Source organism: Pantoea sp. nfd-35, assembly GCF_056892255.1.
Map to the genome: position 1 here is coordinate 278,510 of NZ_CP122404.1, position 20,263 is coordinate 298,772.

20 protein-coding genes are annotated in these 20,263 nt (G+C 53.6%); 12 read left to right on the forward strand and 8 right to left on the reverse strand.

From position 1 onward, the window contains the following. Positions 1–53: 53 nt before the first annotated feature. The 5 genes from P9J57_RS21700 to rutA are packed head-to-tail and all read right to left on the reverse strand — an operon-like array spanning position 54 to position 3,756. Entirely contained in the window at positions 54–644 is a 591-nt protein-coding gene (locus P9J57_RS21700; RefSeq protein WP_013027870.1) for a malonic semialdehyde reductase, read from the reverse strand. Continuing rightward, the gene (gene rutD, locus P9J57_RS21705; protein ID WP_014598331.1) at positions 641–1,468 is read right to left on the reverse strand and encodes a pyrimidine utilization protein D; all 828 of its coding nucleotides are present in this window, start codon (positions 1,466–1,468) and stop codon (positions 641–643) included. The genes P9J57_RS21700 and rutD overlap by 4 nt, the downstream gene beginning before the upstream one ends. A 35-nt stretch (positions 1,469–1,503) precedes the next feature. After that, a complete protein-coding gene (gene rutC / locus P9J57_RS21710; RefSeq protein ID WP_013027868.1) occupies positions 1,504–1,890 on the reverse strand; it encodes a pyrimidine utilization protein C in 387 nt (128 codons plus the stop codon). A gap of 25 nt (positions 1,891–1,915) precedes the next feature. After that, complete coding sequence (rutB, locus tag P9J57_RS21715) at positions 1,916–2,665, reverse strand: pyrimidine utilization protein B (RefSeq protein ID WP_014333147.1); 750 nt, start codon at positions 2,663–2,665, stop codon at positions 1,916–1,918. Then, entirely contained in the window at positions 2,665–3,756 is a 1,092-nt protein-coding gene (gene rutA, locus P9J57_RS21720; RefSeq protein ID WP_013027866.1) for a pyrimidine utilization protein A, read from the reverse strand. The genes rutB and rutA overlap by 1 nt, the downstream gene beginning before the upstream one ends. 398 nt (positions 3,757–4,154) lie before the next feature. On the opposite strand from rutA, the gene rutR reads away from it, so the two are divergent. After that, positions 4,155–4,844, forward strand: coding sequence for an HTH-type transcriptional regulator RutR (rutR, locus tag P9J57_RS21725; RefSeq protein ID WP_014598333.1), 690 nt, complete (start codon positions 4,155–4,157; stop codon positions 4,842–4,844). A 74-nt stretch (positions 4,845–4,918) separates the two neighbouring features. On the opposite strand, the gene P9J57_RS21730 is transcribed toward rutR, so the two are convergent. Together P9J57_RS21730 and P9J57_RS21735 are read right to left on the reverse strand one after the other, a co-directional pair. Beyond that, positions 4,919–5,614, reverse strand: a complete 696-nt coding sequence (locus P9J57_RS21730; protein ID WP_019106864.1) for a hypothetical protein — start codon at positions 5,612–5,614, stop codon at positions 4,919–4,921. A gap of 153 nt (positions 5,615–5,767) precedes the next feature. Beyond that, on the reverse strand, positions 5,768–5,992 hold the full coding sequence (locus P9J57_RS21735; protein WP_013027863.1) for a KTSC domain-containing protein: 225 nt from the start codon (positions 5,990–5,992) through the stop codon (positions 5,768–5,770). Between the two features lie 385 nt (positions 5,993–6,377). Between P9J57_RS21735 and parS the strand changes: the two genes are divergently transcribed. From parS to P9J57_RS21755, 4 genes are all read left to right on the forward strand, one after another. Then, entirely contained in the window at positions 6,378–6,821 is a 444-nt protein-coding gene (gene parS, locus P9J57_RS21740; protein WP_014598335.1) for a type II RES/Xre toxin-antitoxin system antitoxin, read from the forward strand. Continuing rightward, positions 6,818–7,285, forward strand: a complete 468-nt coding sequence (locus tag P9J57_RS21745; RefSeq protein WP_013027861.1) for an RES family NAD+ phosphorylase — start codon at positions 6,818–6,820, stop codon at positions 7,283–7,285. Before parS ends, P9J57_RS21745 begins: the two co-directional genes overlap by 4 nt. Positions 7,286–7,929: 644 nt before the next feature. After that, entirely contained in the window at positions 7,930–9,324 is a 1,395-nt protein-coding gene (gene fliD / locus P9J57_RS21750; RefSeq protein WP_014333136.1) for a flagellar filament capping protein FliD, read from the forward strand. 684 nt (positions 9,325–10,008) lie between these two features. After that, positions 10,009–10,944, forward strand: coding sequence for a flagellin N-terminal helical domain-containing protein (locus P9J57_RS21755; protein WP_013027859.1), 936 nt, complete (start codon positions 10,009–10,011; stop codon positions 10,942–10,944). 61 nt (positions 10,945–11,005) lie between these two features. Here P9J57_RS21755 and P9J57_RS21760 read toward each other — a convergent pair whose 3' ends face one another. Next, positions 11,006–11,578, reverse strand: coding sequence for an NADPH-dependent FMN reductase (locus tag P9J57_RS21760; RefSeq protein WP_483279554.1), 573 nt, complete (start codon positions 11,576–11,578; stop codon positions 11,006–11,008). An 87-nt stretch (positions 11,579–11,665) separates the two neighbouring features. On the opposite strand from P9J57_RS21760, the gene P9J57_RS21765 reads away from it, so the two are divergent. The 7 genes from P9J57_RS21765 (at position 11,666) to P9J57_RS21795 (ending at position 20,116) form a co-directional block, all read left to right on the forward strand. Next, a complete protein-coding gene (locus P9J57_RS21765) occupies positions 11,666–11,899 on the forward strand; it encodes a putative hemolysin (protein ID WP_013027857.1) in 234 nt (77 codons plus the stop codon). Positions 11,900–11,938: 39 nt separating this feature from the next. Beyond that, on the forward strand, positions 11,939–12,439 hold the full coding sequence (locus tag P9J57_RS21770; RefSeq protein ID WP_014333134.1) for a GNAT family N-acetyltransferase: 501 nt from the start codon (positions 11,939–11,941) through the stop codon (positions 12,437–12,439). Between the two features lie 88 nt (positions 12,440–12,527). Next, complete coding sequence (locus P9J57_RS21775; RefSeq protein ID WP_014333133.1) at positions 12,528–13,319, forward strand: MBL fold metallo-hydrolase; 792 nt, start codon at positions 12,528–12,530, stop codon at positions 13,317–13,319. Positions 13,320–14,506: 1,187 nt separating this feature from the next. Further along, a complete protein-coding gene (locus P9J57_RS21780) occupies positions 14,507–17,008 on the forward strand; it encodes a glucan 1,4-alpha-glucosidase (RefSeq protein ID WP_105080770.1) in 2,502 nt (833 codons plus the stop codon). A 1-nt stretch (position 17,009) separates the two neighbouring features. Beyond that, on the forward strand, positions 17,010–18,014 hold the full coding sequence (gene gnd, locus P9J57_RS21785; protein ID WP_158150430.1) for a phosphogluconate dehydrogenase (NAD(+)-dependent, decarboxylating): 1,005 nt from the start codon (positions 17,010–17,012) through the stop codon (positions 18,012–18,014). Positions 18,015–18,031: 17 nt separating this feature from the next. Beyond that, positions 18,032–19,402: a glucose-6-phosphate dehydrogenase gene (gene zwf / locus P9J57_RS21790; RefSeq protein ID WP_014333129.1), complete on the forward strand. Its 1,371-nt coding sequence runs from the start codon at positions 18,032–18,034 to the stop codon at positions 19,400–19,402. An 18-nt stretch (positions 19,403–19,420) separates the two neighbouring features. Beyond that, positions 19,421–20,116 (forward strand): ROK family protein, encoded by a 696-nt coding sequence (locus P9J57_RS21795; RefSeq protein WP_013027850.1) that lies wholly within the window; start codon positions 19,421–19,423, stop codon positions 20,114–20,116. Positions 20,117–20,263: the final 147 nt, after the last annotated feature.

The window sequence follows — 20,263 nt, forward strand, 5'->3', positions numbered from 1 at the left end:
GTGGCGTTCAGGGTTGATTGCATGCTCGTGTCCTCAGTCATGATCGGTGATGCTTACAGCACGCGACAGGCGCGGTCAAAGTCCAGGCGCGGTGCGCGCGGATAGACTTTGCTGCTGTCGCCGTAACCAATGTTAATCAGAAAATTCGATTTCCAGCCTTCTTGCGCCAGAAAGGTTTCATCAACTTTGGCATTGTCGAAACCGGACATCGGTCCGGTATCCAGGCCGATCGCGCGACAGGCCATAATCAGATACGCAGCCTGTAAACTGCTGTTGCGGAACGCGGTATCCTGTGCCAGCTGTGGGCTGGAGGTGAACCATGAACGGGCATCGCCGGACGGAAACAGTTCAGGCAGCAGCTCATAGAATTCCGGATCCCAGGCAATAATCGCCGTCACCGGAGCGGTCATCGTTTTCTTCAGATTGCCACTGGAAAGTGCCGGCGCCAGTTGTTGTTTCGCTTCCTGGCTCTGAATAAATACGATGCGCACCGGGCTGCAGTTCGCCGAGGTCGGCCCCATGCGCGCCAGTTCGTAAATCGTTTTCAGTTGTTCGCCTGTTACCGGTTTATTCAGCCAGCCGTTATGGGTGCGGGCTTCGGTGAACAACGTGGCCAGCGCGCTGGCGGTTAATGCTTCGGTCATGGCATCTCCACAGGTATGAAATCAGACGGTGTTCCGGATGGATGCGAAGCCTGCCGCTGCAGCCAGTCCAGTAAAATCGGGTTAAACGTATCGGGGTCCGTTACGCTCATGGCATGTCCGCCGTAGCCCATTTGCCGGTGCTCGCCATGGGGAAGACGCGAGGCGAGATCGGCTGAACAGGACCAGGGCACCAGCAAATCATCTTTAGCGCTCAACGCCAGGGTCGGCGCGATGACGCCTTTGAGCGAGGTGGTCAGATCGGAGTCCATCAGCGCCTGCAGGCGATGCAGCAGGTTTTCCATCCCCTGAAAGTTCGCCACCTGATGCTGGCGCTCTTCCTGCAGGAAAGCTTCATGTTCAGAAAGCCAGTCACCCGGGTACAGAAACAGCGGCTGCGCCTGCACGTAGGCATCTACGCCGCTGTTAAGCAGCAGGTTCCGACGGACGTCGAAGCAGCGGCGCGTCTGGCTGTTAAGGACTGTCCAGCCATTAATTACCACCAGACTTTGCAGCAGCGCGGGATAACGCAGGGCAAGATGCAGACCCATAATGCCGCCCAGTGCGTGACCGACCAGATGACAGCGGCTGATATTCAGCGCGTTAAGTAAGCCTGCCAGCTCATCGGCCATATCCTCCATCCGGTAACCGGCGGGTACGCTACCCTGACTGGCGCCGGTGCCGTACTGGTCATAGACCACCACCCGAAAATGCGCCGAGAGCATCGCCAGCTGAGGCTGCCAGAATCCCCCGGAGCCGCCGAGACCCGAGGAGAGCACGACGGTTTCTGCATCAGCGTTTTGCTGACCCAATACCTTGTAATACATACTGTTTCCTCAGATGAAATACATCACCGAACAGATTATTTGCCAAGGTGGGCAATCGATGCGATTTCGATCAACGCATCCGGTTTCACCAGCCCACACTGAATGCAGAACCTTGCCGGTTTTTCACCCGGGAAATACTCCGCATAGACCTGATTCACTGCCCCGTAATTCGCCCAGTCGGTGATAAAAATCGAGTTCATGGTGACGTCATCCATGCTGCCGCCTGCGGTTTCGATCACGCTTTTGATGATCTCCAGTACATGGCGGGTTTGTGCTGCCGCATCGCCCACATGTACGACGTTGTTGTCTTTATCAAAAGGCAAAGTACCGGAAACGTACAGGACCCCATCGGCAAGCGTACCGGGAACAAATGGCGCCAGCGGAACACCGCTGCCGGCTGGAATAATGGCGCGTTTAGGCATCGTTCATTGTCCTTTTCACAAGCGGTCAGGCCGCGTTTTGTTCAGTTTTGTAACCCACCGCGTCGCAGAAGTGGCTTACGCTGGAGACCCAACCAAAAAACGTTTCGATGTTATAAATCGCGGCTTTTTGCGCAAACTCGGGGCCCGCCTGGTGTGTCGCGTCTTCCAGTACGACGCCAAAATATTCCAGAAAGAAGCCGTCACGCAGGGTGGATTCGACGCACACGTTGGTGGCGATGCCGGTGAAAACCAGATGATGAATGCCGTAGCTGCGCAGCAGGCTATCCAACTGGGTATTAAAGAAGCCGCTGTAGCGTGGTTTTGGCAGCACAATATCGCCCGGCTGGGGTTGCAGTTCATCGACCAGATCGTAATCCCAGTCCCCTTTCGCCAGCAGTTTGCCCATCAGCTCGGGACGTTTGCGCATTGTTTTCAGCGCATTGGATTTATGGAAGTTGGGCGAGCCCGCGCCCCCGGCTTCGACATACTGATTGTCCCAGCCGTTCTGGAAAAAGATCACTTTAATGCCTGCCGCGCGAGCAGCGGCAATCGCCACTTTGATATTGGCAATGACCGGCGCGGTGGCAGACACGTCAAAGCCTGCCAGATCAAGATAACCGCCCTGCGAGGCGTAAGCGTTTTGCATATCCACCACAATAAGCGCCGTCTGCTGCGGGGTGAAACCAATGGCTTCAGGACGCGCGGCCAGCACCCTTTCCTCGCCAGCATTATCGGGCGCGCGGCGAACCACGGTTTGATTTTCAACAATGTTCATCATGCGACCTCTTTCTGCTCAATGCCGATGTGCTGGCGCGTTTTCATTAACGGCTGGATGTAACGACCAAAGTTTTCAATGCCTTCGACGAAATCGTCAAAGGTCAGCAATACGCCGCCCGCACCGGGAACCGTATCGATCTCATCAAGCATTCTGGCGACGCTGGCCCAGGAGCCGACCAGCGTCCCCATGTTGATGTTGACCGCTGACGTGGGATCGGCCATCTGGCGAACATTGGTATCGCTGCCGGAGCGGGTATCTTTACTGCTCTGGTCGGTGAGCCATGACAGGGCTTCCGCATCAGCACCGGCTTTGTACAGCTCCCATTTGGCGCGCGCGGCCTCGTCGGTTTCATCGGCAATCACCATGAACAACACGTAAGAGGACACGTCACGGTTTTCAGCGTCAGCCGCTGTTTTCATGCGGGCTGCGGTAGGTGCAAAAGCGGTTGGCGTGTTGACGCCTTTGCCAAAGCAGAAGTTAAAATCGGCGTGTTTGGCGGAAAACGCCATGCCGGCGTCACTTTGTCCGGCGCAGATGACTTTCATTTCGCTTTGCGGGCGTGGACTGACGCGACAGTCATCCATTTTGAAAAATTCGCCGTCAAGCGTGCAGTGCCCTGTTCCCCACAGATCGCGCAGTACGCTGACATATTCGGTCAGGTAATCGTAGCGGCGGGTAAAATAGTCATCGCCAGGCCACATGCCCATTTGTTCGTATTCCGGTTTCTGCCAGCCGGTTACCACGTTCACGCCGAACCGGCCGTTGGAGATGGAGTCAATTGTGGCAGCCATGCGCGCAACGATTGCCGGTGGCATGACCAGGGTGGCGGCGGTGGCGTAGAGCTGAATGCGGGACGTTACGGCGGCCAGACCGGCCATCAACGTGAATGACTCCATGTTGTGTTCCCAGAATTCCGTTTTACCGCCGAAGCCGCGCAGTTTGATCATCGAGAGCGCGAAGTCGAAATGGTAGTGCTCTGCTTTCTGCACAATGGTTTTATTCAGTTCGAAGGTTGGCTTGTACTGCGGCGCAGTTTCTGAAATTAGCCAACCGTTGTTACCGATAGGAATAAAGACACCGATTTTCATAGCTCACCTCGATTGAAAATAATTGGGACGACAACAAGGGCTTGCGAAAATCTCTGCGCGGCTTAAGTGCGTCCTGCGCGTTCCTGTTGCACCGTGCTGAAATCTCCTGACGTAAGGACATTTGCAAAGCGGATGCCAGTTTTTAAAAAGTCATTTAAAACATAATGTTATGGGATTGTGTAGATTTGTAATGGAGCAAATGGTCTAAAACAGACCATTTACTCAAAAATAACTGCACGTTAATCAGGCAGAGTTGAGCGCAAATGGTGCAGTTTTGTTAAATATTGGTTGTGCTGGGTTGTTATCAGGTTGTGTTTATAAATAACGCGTATGACGATAGTCGCCTTAATGCCTATTTGTTATGCTTTTGGCCTTGTTGTGTGTATCAGGGAAATGTTGTGAAGCCATTGTCCGAAAACCCGGGGTCTGACGCCGGAGAAAACCTCGCCGCGAAAACGCCATCGAAATCTGTGACGCGACGTTCGCGAGCGGTTGCTGCCAAACGTGGCGCTATCATGGCCGCTGCACTGGAATTCTTCTCACTGTATGGCTTTCACGGCACCCGTCTTGAGCAGGTTGCTGAACGCGCGGATGTCTCGAAAACCAATCTGTTCTACTACTTTCCCTCGAAAGAAGATTTATACATTGCGGTGCTCAAAGGGCTGCTGGATATCTGGCTGGCACCGCTTAAAGCACTGCAGTCCGATCAGCATCCTCTGGAAGCAATACGGGAATATATTCGTCTGAAGCTTTGCGTCTCCCGTGACCATCCTCAGGCCTCAAGATTATTTTGTCTGGAGATGGTTCAGGGCGCACCGCTGCTGAAACAGGAGCTGGGCGGCAGCCTGAAAACGCTGGTGGAGGATAAATCGGACGTGATTCGCGGCTGGATTAAAGATGAGTTGATCGCACCCATCGATCCGATGCAGTTGATTTTTATGCTGTGGGCCACCACTCAGCATTACGCAGATTTTGGTGTGCAGGTTGAGGCGATTACCGGTAAAACACTCAGCGATCCTGTGTTTTTTGAACAAACGGTGAAGAGTGTCCAGCACATCATTACCGAAGGGATTCAGATTCGGGCGTAAAAATGGCGGGCAGAACGCTACTGTTCCAGGCCGTTTACACCACAGGCTAAACTGGCCTCGCATCTCTCCCGGCGTCATTGCCGTAATGCGTGCGCAAAAAACTTCACGCCGTTAGGCCAGGCCCCCGGGTGGCCCGCAAACGCAGTGGCTGCATTGCCGACAAGCAGGTTATGGGTTCCGGCCTGGGTGATGTAGGGCCCCTCTGCGCGCAATTTCGCCAGCGTGATTGATGAAGGTCGGACAATAACGATATGACCAGGCCTGTGCTTATCGGGGCTTTCATAGGAAATCACGACCAGCATTCCCTGGTTAGCAAGCTGCTGTGCATGTAGTGCATCGGCCGCCCTAATCCAGCCCGCCTGACGCCCTTCCTGACTGTCGAACCAGCGTGTCTGCGCGCTTGCGAGCAATATCTGGCTGTGCTGTGGTGGCCTGAGCATATACACACCCAGCCGGGCCCCCATGGCCGCCGCAAACGCACTGCAGTGAGTATGATTGCCGGGGCCTGAATAGTCATCCGGCTTGTCAGGCTGACCGGTTTCCCAGTTGACGTGATGATGATTGAGCCATAAATGCTCAACGTCCGACCGATCAAGCACGGTGAGGATCGCCTGAGCGGCAGGCGTGACGGGACCACAGCAGGGTTGCTCAGCGGAGCGCGCGGACGAGGGAATGTTTTCGGCGGCAACCGTTATTCCTGTCAGTGCAACGAGTACCATAGCCATGCGGGTGACTAAACTTAAAAAAACGCGGATAAGCGATTTTTTCATCGTTACCTCACTGCGCAGACAGAAAGATCAGCCTGCAGGGATAATACTGGCAGCCAGCAACAGGCAGACCCGAATGTGTCTGGTTATCCCTGCCACGTCAATGCCCTGAAAACGGTGACGGCGGTCAATGTTTTCAGGGCTTCAGCAATGCGCTTAGGCATCACTCTTTTGATACATGGAGAAGAAACGGTTGTCGATACTTTCGCGGAAAAAAGCGTCCTGATCGAGGGCAGCACAGAATCCCTGATAGGTATGAGCAGGCACGGCAAGCCAGCGACGGCAGGTGCCATTGCGGTATTCAAGTTCCAGTACGCCTGACGTCGGGTCGAATCCCGCACTGCGGAAAAGGGAGGAAGAATTAATATCGTGTCGTTTCATAACGGATAGTCCCTATCGGTTGAGCCCAGTACCTGCGTTTAAGAGCGGCAATATAACACAGTCATCGATAAGAGTTGCCTTGGGTAAAAATCTTGCCATATTAAAAAATGATGCCCTGCCTGTAGAAGCCACACTGACCATGGTGTACCTGTAATGACGTCCAGCTAAATGCGTCGTTCGTAGCCGTTTTTCCTTTGTTTTCAGCCACGCTTTACGTTTTCTTGTCAGCCCCGGCGCTGACCGTCAAGGCGGTATAACTTCGTTTCTCTGTCTGCAGCCAGAGAAATGATAAAACGACTTTATTTTCTTATGATGACAGTGCATCAATAACTGATTGAACGATATCACCATTTGGCTATAATAGAACAACCAAATGGAGGTGATGATGAAACAGTTCACTTTACCCGTATCCGCTGCAGAACCGGATCGTCTATGGCAATTTGCTGGCCTGAGCAGTGCTGACGGCGTGATGCTGATGGATCAAATCGATGATGGTCTGGACGGCACGGTAGCCAGTCGCATTGTCACCTGGGCGCAAATCTCTCAGGCAGAACTGCGCCGTATGACCGGCATTGCGGGCTCAACCTTCACCCGCGGCGTTAAAAGCCGCTTTACTGCGGAGCAGAGCGAACGGCTGGTGCGTTTTATTCGCGTGATGGATCGTGCGGTTGAGCTGTTTGAGGGTGATAAAGAAAAGGCACGGCAGTGGCTCAATGAGCCTGCGCGCGCCTTAGGCAATAAAAAACCGGCCGATCTGGTTGCGTCAGAAACCGGTGCTTATGAAGTGCTGAAACTCATTACCCGGCTTGAACACGGTGTGTATTCTTGAAGCTCTATCGCATGACCAAAACGCGCTATCTGGGGTCGGCCTGGAGCGGTTTTGGTGCCCGTGAAGGCGGCGGACGCTGGAACAGCGTCGGCGTATCGATGGTCTACGCTTCTGAAACTGCTTCCCTCACCATGCTGGAGACGCTTATCCATCTGCAAAGCGCCAGCGTGCTGGACTTTTTTACCCTCATGAGCATTGACGTTCCCGACAGGCTGATTGAATGGATTGATATCAAGCAACTGCCTGACGACTGGGCCGCACCGGAAGCGCCTGCAGCGCTGCGTTTATTTGGTGATGCCTGGATACAAAGCGGGGGATCGGTCGCACTGCGCGTGCCCAGTGCCCTTTCGCCCGTGGAATCGAATTATCTTCTCAATCCCGAGCATCCTGAATTCAGTGCGATCGTCAGACAGGCGGTAAACATCCCCTTCCTTTTTGACGCACGTTTTTCCCGACAGGTATAAAGCCGACGCATTAATATGCACCTCTTCACGTCGCCCTGCGCCCTGACATCGGGTTGGGCTCCGCTTTGCGATATGTGCTTCAACGTGCACCTTTGTTAACGTTTCGATCGCTGCCGTAAATGGATGTAACAATCGTAAACTTAACGCGCAGCGAAAATATTTTTTACCGGAAACAGGGAAGAATACGCAATAAAAAGCAGTCATCCACCTTTCTGGCCCGGTTGTAAACGCATTGATTAGCGACGGATATTTTCAGGATACCGCATAATTTGCATTAAGTATTTTTCCGTTTTTTGCATCAATTTGTCGTCGATCGTGGTTTAAACAGGATAAGCAGAGTGAATAACTGAGCCATGATGATTAGGAAAAATGAATTTGGCTTAAGGTGGAGGATGCTGGCTAAATGACTGATTAATCGCTGATGTGTTTGCAGACGGCACCGATGTAGATTATTCAAAAGCCAAATTAACCGCCCCGGAAGAATTTCAAATTGTTATTGCGTTAACAATTTTTTACCTCCTTAACAGAAAATTGATGGTTAAGTAATGACAATAAACCGATTTGCAACAACATTTAAAATCAGAAAAACCCCTGATTAATGCATTGTATTTTTAGTTCTGGTGTCACTTCATCAGGACAAGAATATGGCAAGCATAAGCACACTTGGCGCTGGTACTAACCTCGACCTCAATACGTTATATGATAATTTACAGTCAGCTGAGCAGGCGCAACTGACACCGATTACTAATCAGCAGGCGTCTTATAATGCGCAGCTGACGGCCTGGGGCGTGGTTCAGAGTTCAATGTCGAAATTGCAAACGGCCGCCTCTGCGCTGGAAAATGCCTCGAGCATTGCCACAACCAAAGTCACCAGCTCAAATACCGCCTTTACTGCCACGCTTGCCAGCGGTGCCGCAGCCGGAAACTATTCCGTTGAGGTCGATCAGCTCGCCGCCGCGCAGTCTCTGCTTTCTAAGTCCGCCAGCAGCGAAAGTACCGATCTCGGTGACAGCAGCATGGCATCACGTACGATTACCATCAGCCAGTCTGGGCAGAAATCGCCGCTGACCGTGACCTTAAACCAGGATCAGACCAGTCTGACAGATATCCGTGATGCAATTAACAAGCAGCAAGGTAGCGTTAATGCCAGCGTGATTATGGCAAACGATAACACCTACTATTTGTCCCTGACCGCACGTGATAGCGGTACCGCGAATGCGATGACCGTCAGCACCAATGACTCGACGCTGTCACAGTATATCAGTTACAGCAGTGGCGGCAGTAATAACGGCATGACACAGCAGGTTGCTGCTCAGGATGCTCAGTTGAAGATAAACGGTTTGGCTATCACGCGCAGCAGCAACATCGTCACCGATGCCCCTGAAGGGGTCACACTGAATCTGAATAAAGTTAACAGCGGTTCCCCTGAAACCTTATCTATCGCCACGGATACCACGCCTATGGCGACGGCGATTCAGACGTACGTTGATGCCTATAATTCCCTGCAAAAAACCATTGCAGATCAGACAAATTATACACCCGTGCAGGAAGGCCAGGCGCCAAGTACCGATAATGGCGATCTGCTGGGGGATAATACGTTAATGAATATCCAGACCAGCCTGCGCAGCCAGTTTTCCGATCCTCAGGGTAGCGGAAGCATTCAGGTACTCTCACAACTCGGCATTACCCAGGACGATAAAGGTGACCTGACGGTAGACAGCACCAAGCTGAATGCCGCCTTAACCAATCAGCCTGCAGATGTTTTAAGTTTTCTGACCGGTGATGGCAAAACTACGGGGTTCGCGACGCAGGTGACCAACAGACTCAATGATATGTTAGCCAGCAACGGCACGGTATCAAACGCGACGACAGGGATTAATACCTCGCTAAAACAGTTGTCTGATCAATATAACAACGTTAATGATCAGATCACCGCGGTCATGGCGCAGTATAAAACGGAGTTCACCAATCTGAGTACGCTGGTGTCTTCAATGACGCAGACGGGGGATTACCTCTCTGCACAGTTCGCAAAAATGTAATTCTGGTTTGGCCGAAATTTTTATCTTCCGCGCTGATGGTACACCTTGCCATCAGCGCGCTGCAGTTTGATGTTGTCTTTTCCCAGACCGGTTCCCCGTTCTTCCCTTCTCTGCTTAAGCTGAACACGATAAAGCCGTTCAACATTATTACCCGTCCGCTAACCGATGTCTCCGGGCATGAGAGCCAAGGCTGAACTCCCGTCGTTTTTCATGACAAACAGGTTTTAACGCTGCCAGCAATTTTCATGATTACGGACGTCTGTCTTTCTTGTGGGAAAATGTAAAAAAATAATTATTATCATCGTAATGCCGGATAATGATATATCTTACTTTTTAATTAGGGAGAGTTAATGTAATTTCCTTAATGAGAGGCTGTGTTACAGAAAAAACATGACTCATCATACCATGCGGCTAATAATGTAAATATTTAATCATCTGTGCTTTTTGATGATAAATGCTGTAACAAAAGGTTTTTAACCTTTAAAAAGTTATTCTTCTGATTGAGGTTTGTGTGTGCTTATAATAACTTTTTTCTGAGTTGTTTCTGTATTTACAACTTCACCGCCCTGTAAAAAAAACCATTCACTAATTAATCTTAACTGGCGTCTTTTCATTAAAGTTTGGCGTAGTCAGCTCGATAATAATAAGGCGTAAATAATACGTTTCTATAAGAAGGAATTTACCATGTCAGTGATCAACACAAACGTTCTGTCGTTAATTACTCAAAACAACCTGAATAAGTCACAGTCATCATTGGGTACGGCTATCGAGCGCCTGTCATCAGGCCTGCGTATCAACAGCGCCAAAGATGACGCGGCCGGTGAAGCGATTGCTAACCGTTTCACATCGAATATTGACGGCCTGACGGTTGCCGCACGTAACGCCAATGACGGTATTTCATTGTCTCAGACGGCTGAAGGTGCACTGGATGAAATAAACAACAACCTGCAGCGTGTCCGTGACCTGACTGTTCAGGCTCAGAACAGCTCCAACTCAGCATCTGATATTGACTCAATCCAGGCTGAAGTTAACCAGCGTATGCAGGAGATTGACCGCGATACCAAGCAGACAGATTTCAACGGTCTGAAAGTCCTCAACACAGGATCGGGTAGCAGCACTTACAATTTCCAGGTCGGTGCGCAGGATGGCCAGACTATCGGTATCACTCTGAGTTCCAGTGACAGCTTCGATCTTGCTGCGGCCGGTAACGCCTCGTCAGGCACCGTGCAGAATACCAGCGTGACCACTGGCCAGACAGTTAACGGAACCGCCCGTAGCACTGCGGCTATTGGTTTTGACGTGCTGAAGGGTGCCGTAACCGGCGGTAGTGGTGGCACCGCATCAGGCAGCACCCCACTGGCGGATATCGATAAAGCCATCAAGGCCGTCGACAGTCAGCGCAGCCTGCTGGGTGCATCTCAGAACCGCTTTGAGTCTACAATCAGTAACCTGAATAACACCGTGACTAACCTGACTGCAGCACGAAGCCGTATCCAGGATGCGGACTATGCGACGGAAGTGTCGAACATGTCACGCGCGCAGATTCTGCAGCAGGCGGGCTCGTCGGTACTGGCCCAGGCCAATCAGGTACCTCAGACTATGCTGTCTTTACTTCGTTAATCGACAATTTAAGAACCACGCTTTTTGCAGAGCGTGGTTCTTCTCAGAGGATTAACTTAAATCACCCCTCGCTTACCCTGCGAATAAAATCACTGAACGCGGCTAACTGTTTTGCCAGATGTTCCAGCGTGCCTTGCTCAATCACCTTCCCGGCCTGCTCATCGACTTTATTCTGGATCGCCCCACCCATAAATTCCGGCTTGTTCAGCACCATGGCATCGAGAAATACCAGAATCTGACGCAGGTGATACTGACAACGTGCTCCACCAATAGCGCCCATGGAACTGGTTTGAATCGCCACCGGTTTACCCGCCAAGGGTTGATTCGGTACGCGAGATAACCAGTCAATGGCATTCTTTAAACCGCCAGGCACGGAGTAGTTATATTCGGGTGTGACGATAATGACGCCATCAGCCTCGCGAATACGTGCAGCCAGCGTGTCAACCGTGGCGGGGAATCCCTCTTCTTGCTGAAGATCCGCATCGTACAGTGGAATATCCCGAATGGATGGCAGTGCATCTATGGTCATCCCCTCTGGCGCCAGCTGTGAGAGTGCACGTGCGATCATTGCGTTGTACGAGCCTTGCCTCAGGCTTCCCAGCAGCGTGACGATTTTTAACGGTTTGTCAGACATCATCCTTCTCCTTTTGAGTGGCTATAATGATTTACCCGATAAATCCGGATAGCATGTGAATGCGCTCTTCAACAACAAGCAGGTTATATGAGAACCTTTTTACCGATTTTACTCTCTCTGCTGCTCTCTGGCTGTCTGTCCTCACCCTCACCGCGTGAAACATCGACATCACAGCTGGCTAATCCTGCATCCCAACATTGCCTTGCTGTCGGCGGCAAAATTGACAGCGTGAAAACAGCGGCTGGCGAAGAGGGATACTGTACCTTGCCTTCGGGAGAGCGCATAGATGAGTGGGCATTGTACCGCCGCAATACCCCGTAAAACCGGACGGCGGCATCATCTTTAAGGGAGTATCGCATTATGCCTACCCCGGATAACTATCTCGTCCGGCAAGCAACGACGCATGACCTGGCAGGCATCACGGCACTGCTTCAGGAAAACGCAGCGGGCAATGGCGGCGCGCTGAATGGCGATTTCCCCGCCGAAAAAGTTGCCGGCATGCTGAATCACCCTGGCGCCATAGTGGCAGTCGCGCAGTGTGCGGCAGGGATTGCCGGCGTGTTATTTAGCACCTCATCATTCCGGCAAGGCCCGGAGGTGGTGAACGCCATGTTGCGCGCCTGGCCGCCCGGGAAGCAGTGCTGGATTTATGGCCCGGCCTGCATCAGCACCCGGGCCCGCGGTCAGGGCCTGCTGCTGCGTCTGTACGATGAACTGCGCAGTCACTACGGTACTAAGGCCCCGGTGCTGTTTATCCAGGCTGACAATCGTCGATCAATTCAGGCGCACGAGCGTCTTGGCATGACCCAGGTGGCGCAGTTTTACATCAACAACGTCCACTTTTTGGTCTACAGCCATTAATTGTCCTTCACGCCCTATGGCACAAATTGAAACCTGCACCTGATACAGGCTCTAAAATTAATCTGAAAGGGTTAAGGGAGAGCGCAGGATGATCAAAATTTGCCTCACGTGCGGCACGTCATATCAACAGCAGGATGTTCACATTGATCGCTGTAAAATCTGTGAGGACGAACGTCAGTATGTCCCGCCAACAGGACAACAGTGGATTTCACCTGAGGCGTTGCATGCGGCCCATAGTAATAAATGGTCTCAGCTGGAAAAGGGATTATTCAGCCTGCAAACGGTTCCTGAATTTGCTATTGGCCAGCGGGCCTTTCTTGTAAAGGGCGCGCAGGGCAACGTACTTTGGGACTGCATTCCTGATCTTGACGATGCCACGATTGACATCGTTCGTGCCCTGGGCGGCATCAGCGCGATTGCGGTTTCTCATCCTCATTACTACAGCACCATGCAAGACTGGGCAGCGGTCTTTGATGCCCCGATTTACCTGCACGCCAGTGACAGCGAGTGGATTATGCGTGACAGCCCCTATCTGCGGTTGTGGGAAGGTGAGGCAAAAACCCTCATGCCTGATGTGACACTGTTACGTCTGGGAGGACACTTTGAAGGTGGAACCGTGCTGCACTGGGCAAAGGAGGATGGCATCGTGCTGTCTGGTGATATCGTGCAGGTTAGCGCAGGGTCAAACGCAGTCTCTTTTATGTGGAGTTATCCCAATATGCTTCCTTTACCCGCCGCGACAATCACTGCGATCGTCAATCGACTTCAACCCTATGATTTCAGGAAACTTTACAGCGCATTTGAAGGGCGCGATATTATTGCCGATGCCAGCAGTGTGGTGAAGCAGTCGGCGCAAAAATATATCGATTGTTTACGCTAACCGCGGCGGACAGCTCCAGCGCTGTCAGCCATCAAGCTCATCGACCAGATCTACCTGCAAAGGTTTTCGCGTTTTGCGCACGTCGATATGCGCCAGCGCGCGCCTCAAGCAAGGCTTCCGCCTGAGGCGTCAATCGATTCATCGGCCTGACGAGTGATGAGCCCGGCGTCCTGCAGGCGGCTAATCAGCCCAGACGCGCCGTGCGGTTTTAAAATCAGCCGCTCTGCAACCTAACCACCGTTGCCGTTGCTTCTCGCGCTACCCAAATAGTCAGTGGCGCCTGATGTTGCTGTGGTGTCAATCTCACATTGCGTGCCTGACTATCACTAAAGGCAATAAATCTGCGTAGTTCCGTGCGGAAGTTGGCCAGCAAGATGTAATCAGCATCTGTCATTTTCGGCTGTGACATACAGTCACCTTTAGCGATGGGGTTTATGTCGTAACACGATGTAAGTTTTCTGCTTTTAGACATTGCAAAAAAAGACATTACGCAGGGGCGCACTGTCGATTTACCTGCCAGGCTCAACGTAGCTGGCCACAGGGTATCTCACGCTGCCTTGCCCGATCGGGCCTTGTACATTAGATATCTGACCTACCCTGCTATCACGTCCGCTACGGGCACAAAGCGATCGTTGAGCCAGACCTTTAGCCTGACCAGGACTACAGCGATAAGTGCAAAGATGCGGCTCAGCGCCGTACGCCCGACGTAGTCGGGCAAAGCCCTTTAAATGATGTGATTTCATGCGGTTAGCTGAAAATCCAGACGGGAGAGCGGTGCTATCAGGACGCACGTTCTTGCGCTGCCGGGCATCAGTCGGGTTCGTCTGAAGCAAGGCGCATCGTCGCCCTGGCTACCCAGAGATGGGGCGCGGGTTTAGTGTCCGCGCGATGAAGGGGAGCGGGTCGCGGCGGTTAATGAGTCAGTGAGAAAGACGTTCATGTGCGGATGAAGGTGAGCGGCGAAAAGTCGTCTTGTCGTGAATAATTTTCGGTGTTGCTGCGCTGATAGGGATGGTTGATTCAACACACTATCAGCGCTATATAAATCTTGGAGTTTGGTTCTACATTGCTCAGGCGCAAGGTGAACCGGGTTGCCCCGGGACAGAAAAGCCGCCGCATGAAGCCAGGATTTACTCCGCAACGTCGTCGTCTAGATTTTTTACGCAGACCGCCAAGGTATCCTAAAAATGTCAAACGCTGACAGCGACGCCGTCCCGTTGCAAACGTGCATGAAGCATGACGACCCGCCATTACGCGCAGGCGTTGACGCCGCCCCGGGAAGGCCAGGAATTGAAGCCCGATGGACATCGAGTGCCAAGAGCGGAATCGGCACGGCCCTTTCATCAGACTCGCGCGTCTGGTTCACCTTGAGCCACGGCGTTCTCAACGAAATCTATTATCCACGCGTTGACAGCGCCTGTACCCGCGATTGCGTCTTCGTTATCACGGGGCCTGAAGGTTATTTCTCCGAAGAAAAGCGCGACTGCCTGACCGAAACCCGACCCCACTCGCCAGGCATTCCGGCCTTCACCATCACCAACACGGCGCGTGACGGCCTCTACAGGCTTGAGAAGGACATCATTACTGATCCGGCCCGTGACTGTGTGCTGCAGCGGGTCCGTTTCACCGCGTTGAAGGGGAACGTTGAGCATTACACCGTCACCGCACTGCTCGCTCCCCATCTGGTGAATGCCGGACAAATGAACGCCGCCTGGATCGGCGAATTTGACGATAAGCCAGTGCTTTTCGCCACCGGCCGCTCCCGCTATCTGGCGCTCGTCTGCGACATCCCCTGGACGGCAATGAGCGCCGGGTTTGTCGGTATGTCAGACGGCTGGCAGCAGCTTAAAGAACAGGGACGCCTTGTGAACCAATACCGGCGGGCAGACGATGGCAATGTCGCGCTTGCCGGAGAGCTGGCGTTCACCAGCGCCTGCAGTGAAGCCACGCTGGCTATTGGTTTCGGCCAAACGGAATCCGAGGCCGCAGCGGCGGCAACCGCCAGTCTTAACGCGGGCTTTGATAAAGCGCGCGATGGGTATATTCGCAACTGGCAAGCGTGGCAGGACAGGCTCATTCCACTCGATCAAGAAGCGCGAAACGGCGTCAATACATACCGGGTTTCAACGGCGGTACTGGCCTCGCACAGAGCCGCTGATTGTCCCGGCGCCGTTGTCGCGAGCCTGACGATACCCTGGGGATTTTCGAAGGGCGATGACGATCTTGGCGGCTATCATCTGGTCTGGCCGCGAGACCTGGTCGAAACGGCAGGGGGTTTCCTGGCCGCAGGCGACGCCGACCAGGCACTCGCCATTCTGGAATATCTCCGTCGTGTTCAGGAGCCCTCCGGGCGCTGGCCACAGAACCTGTGGCTGGATGGAAAACCCTACTGGCCAGGCATCCAGATGGATGAGTGTGCATTCCCCCTTCTGCTTATGGATATGCTGCGCAGACTCGGCTATCTCGACAATAAAGCGCAGAAACGCTTTATGCCTATGCTACGCCGCGCGGCCTGCTACATTTTGACCAACGGCCCGGCGACCGCGGAGGACCGCTGGGAGGAAGACTCAGGCTACAGTCCGTTTACCCTGGCGGTCGAGATCGCTGCACTGCTTGCCGCCGCGGATCTGCTTTCGATAGACGGAGATGAAGCGGCGGCAAACCACCTGCGAGAAACCGCAGACTGCTGGAATGAGCAGATTGAAAAATGGACCTTTGCCGGGGATCCCCATTTTTGCACCTCGATTGGCATTTCCGGTCACTATGTCCGCATCGCGCCGTCGGGCGCAACGGATGAGGTCAGCGCATCCGGCAATACCGAGATTCGCAACCAGACACCGGATCGGGCGCTTCTGCCGACCGCTGATGTGCTGAGCCCGGATGCCCTGGCACTGGTGCGTTTCGGCCTGCGTGCAGCGGACGACCCGCACATCCTTGATACGATAAAGGCTATTGACCACAGTCTTCGGGTCGATTTACCTCAGGGGCCATTGTGGTATCGGTACACCGGTGATGGCTATGGCGAACACGCAGACGGCGCGCCGTTCGACGGTATCGGCCAGGGGCGTCCATGGCCTCTGCTGGCGGGCGAACGCGCGCATTACGAGCTGGCAGCGGGCAGGCACGACGCGGCTGAGGCGCTCCTGGCCACGCTGGAAAAATCGGCAGGCTCGGGCGGGCTGTTACCGGAACAGGTATGGGACGGCCCCGATATTCCCGATAAGGCGCTGTTCTTCGGGCGTCCTTCCGGTAGCGCCATGCCGCTTGTCTGGGCACATTCCGAACATATTAAACTGCTGCGATCGCTTCGCGATGGCGCGGTCTTCGATATGCCACCCCAAGGCGTTGAACGCTATATCAGAAATCAGACCGGATCGCATTTGCGCATATGGCGCTTTAACAACCGCGTATCCTCCCTTCCTGTCGGGAAGCAACTGAGGCTGGAAACGGAAGCGAACGCCCTGGTGCACTGGAGTACGGATGACTGGGCTACCGTTTCTGACTCCCCGGCGCGCTCATCGGGGCTTGGAACCTATTACGTGGACCTGCCTGTACAGCACGAAACCGCAGGAACCCGTGTTGTCTTTACCTTTTACTGGCCTGACGTTGAACATTGGGAAAACACCGATTTTACCGTTCACGTCGTAAATGAACCGAACGATCAAACCCGCATTGGCAATGGAGAATGATATGCAGATTGGAATGGTAGGTCTCGGCCGCATGGGCGCCAACATGGTACGTCGCCTTCTTAAACAGGGCCACGAATGCGTCGTTTACGACGTGAACGCCGATAACGTTGACGCACTGGTTAAAGAAGGCGCAACCGGCGCGTTATCCCCTGGCGATCTGATTGCGAAGCTGGAGGCGCCGCGCGCGGTCTGGCTCATGCTCCCCGCGGCGATAACACCAAAGATTGCGCGGGAGTTCGCAGCAGCGCTGAATAAGGGCGACGCTATTATCGATGGGGGCAACTCCTTTTACCGTGAAGCTATCGATATCGCCAGGGAATTTTCACCTCTCGGAATCGACTATATCGACGTCGGCACATCGGGTGGCGTTTGGGGCCTCGAGCGTGGCTACTCCCTGATGATTGGCGGCCCGCAGGCGGCCGTGAAGCGCCTGGACCCGATTTTTGCGTCGCTTGCGCCCGGTGCCGGTCAGAACATTGCGGAAGATGCGGCCCTGGGCACGGCGCCGAGAGGTTATCTTCATTGCGGGCCAGCAGGCGCCGGACACTTCGTCAAGATGGTACATAATGGCATTGAATATGGTGTCATGGCCGCCTATGCCGAAGGCCTGAACATTTTAAAGGCCGCCAATAGCGGAACCGGCGAGCGGGAGGCTGATGCGGAAACCGCGCCCCTTTCCAGTCCGCAATATTATCGTTTTGATATCAACCTTCCCGCCGTTACAGAGGTATGGCGACATGGTTCGGTGATCGGCTCCTGGCTGCTGGATCTGACAGCCGAAGCGTTGAAACAGGACCCGAATCTCAACCATTATGATGGCCGCGTGTCTGATTCCGGTGAAGGGCGCTGGACATTGCAGGCGGCTGTCGACACGGGCGTTCCTGCTCCGGTTCTCGCGTCTGCTCTTTTCGGGCGTTTCTCTTCTCGTGGCGAAGCACTGTTTGCCGAAAAAGTCCTCTCAGCCATGCGGCACGCCTTCGGCGGCCATTTGGAAAAAACCAGGTAACGCGGAGGTACACAGCGATGGCGCAGCAACGATCAGATGTGCTGGTAGTGTTCGGTGTCACCGGCGATCTTGCCTACAAGATGATCTTCCCTTCTCTCTATGCAATGGTGAAGCGTAAAACGCTCAGTACGCCCATTATCGGTGTTGCATTTGAAGACTGGACGCGTGACCAGTTGATCGCGCGTGCAAAAGAGGCGGTTGAAAAACATGTCGATGTGGTCGATCAGGCGGTCTTTGCCGCACTGGCGGACAGGCTTTCCTACGTTTCAGGCGATTATCGATCTCAGTCAACATTCGACGGGCTGCGCGAGGCGCTTGCCGGTCATCATAACCCGCTCTACTACCTTGCCATTCCCCCCTCCCTGTTCGAAACGGTTGCGGGTGGGCTGGCAGAGGCCGGTATCGCGAAAAACGCCCGACTTATGGTGGAAAAGCCGTTTGGCCGCGATCTCGCTTCGGCAAAACAGCTGAACGAGGTGCTGCACAAGGTTTTCGATGAGGACGCGATTTTCCGCATCGACCACTTTCTGGGCAAGGAGGCTATCCAGAACCTCCTCTACTTTCGCTTTGCGAACAGCTTCCTTGAACCCATATGGAATCGTGAACATATCGAAAGCGTTCAGATCACCATGGCTGAGGACTTCGGCATCAAGGGACGCGGCAAATTCTATGACGAAGTTGGCTGCATCCGTGATGTGATCCAGAATCACCTGGTTAATGTGCTTCTGTTACTTGCCATGGAACCACCCTCTTCCGGCGCATCCGACGATCTGGTTGATGAGAAAGTCCAGGTGTTAAAGGCCATGCCGCCTCTGTCAGACGATGACGTGGTTCGGGGTCAGTTTGAAGGCTATACCGATGAACCGGGTGTCGCCGCGTCTTCTCCGACGGAGACCTTCGCTGCGGTTCGCTTTCAGATTACAACGTGGCGCTGGAGTGGCGTTCCCTTCTATATTCGTGCTGGGAAAAATTTACCCGCGCATGCCACGGAAGTGGTTGTGCGCTTCAGGCGACCGCCAGTTACCCTTTTCGATGAAATTACCGACGAGCCCGCCAACTATATCCGCTTTCGTCTCGGCCCGGATATTACGATCGGCATTGGCGCGAGACGCAAGGCGTCCGGCGAAAAGATGCGGGGTGAAGCGGTCGAACTCACCGCGCTGGACGATGGTCTGGGCGATATGGCGCCCTACGAGCGGCTGATTGGCGATGCCATGGCGGGCGATCGTCAGCTTTTCACCAGGCAGGATGCAGCAGAGCTGGCCTGGAAAATCGTCGAACCTATACTGAAGGATAAAACCGTTCCACCTGCCTACAAACCAGGAACCTGGGGGCCTGCCGCTATGGCGGACTTTATGCCCCCCGGCGGCTGGGTCGATCCCGTTTGAGCCTATGGAGAATTACCAATGACGCGGCAAACTAAAAAAAAGAAAGATCATGTTGTTTTGTCCATCGACATCGGCGGAAGCCATGTGAAGATCCTCTCCAGCACTGGCGGGGTAAAAAAGAAGGCAGATAGTGGAAAAAACATGTCGGCCGCAGACATGGTTGCCGCGGTTAAGACCCTGGCTGAAGGCATGTCCTATGATGTGATTGCGATGGGATTTCCGGGTCCCGTCGCGGACAATAAACCCATTCGGGAGCCCGCCAACCTCGGTGAGGGCTGGGTGGGGTTTGACTATGCAGGCGCATTTGGCTGCCCTGTTCGTATCGTCAACGACGCCCTGATGCAGGCGCTGGGTTCCTATCAGGGCGGACGCATGCTGTTCCTCGGTCTTGGCACGGGACTAGGGGCTGCGATGATCATCGAAAACGTCGCTCAGCCCATGGAGATCGCTCACTTACCTTATCGCAAAGGCAATAGCTACGAACACTACGTAGGTGAAGCCTACCGGGTAAAAAAGGGGAACAAAAAATGGCAGGCGCGGGTTTTTGACGTGGTGGAAATGCTGACCACCGCGTTGCAGCCTGACTACGTGGTTTTAGGCGGAGGAAACGTAGATGAACTCGACTCACTCCCGCCAAAGTGCCGGAAAGGCGACAACACACTGGCATTCGAGGGAGGATTTCGTCTCTGGAACGATCCGAGATTAATTACTTGATTTCAACGCGTTGATTCGATGGGAAATATTTTCCTGAATCACGAATAGCCTTTTTTCTGGCGGAGCAGCAGCAACCATCCTGGTTCAGCCCGCCTGAAAAAAATGCCCCCATCCTCCTCCACAGACGCGCATCTTATGGACACAACA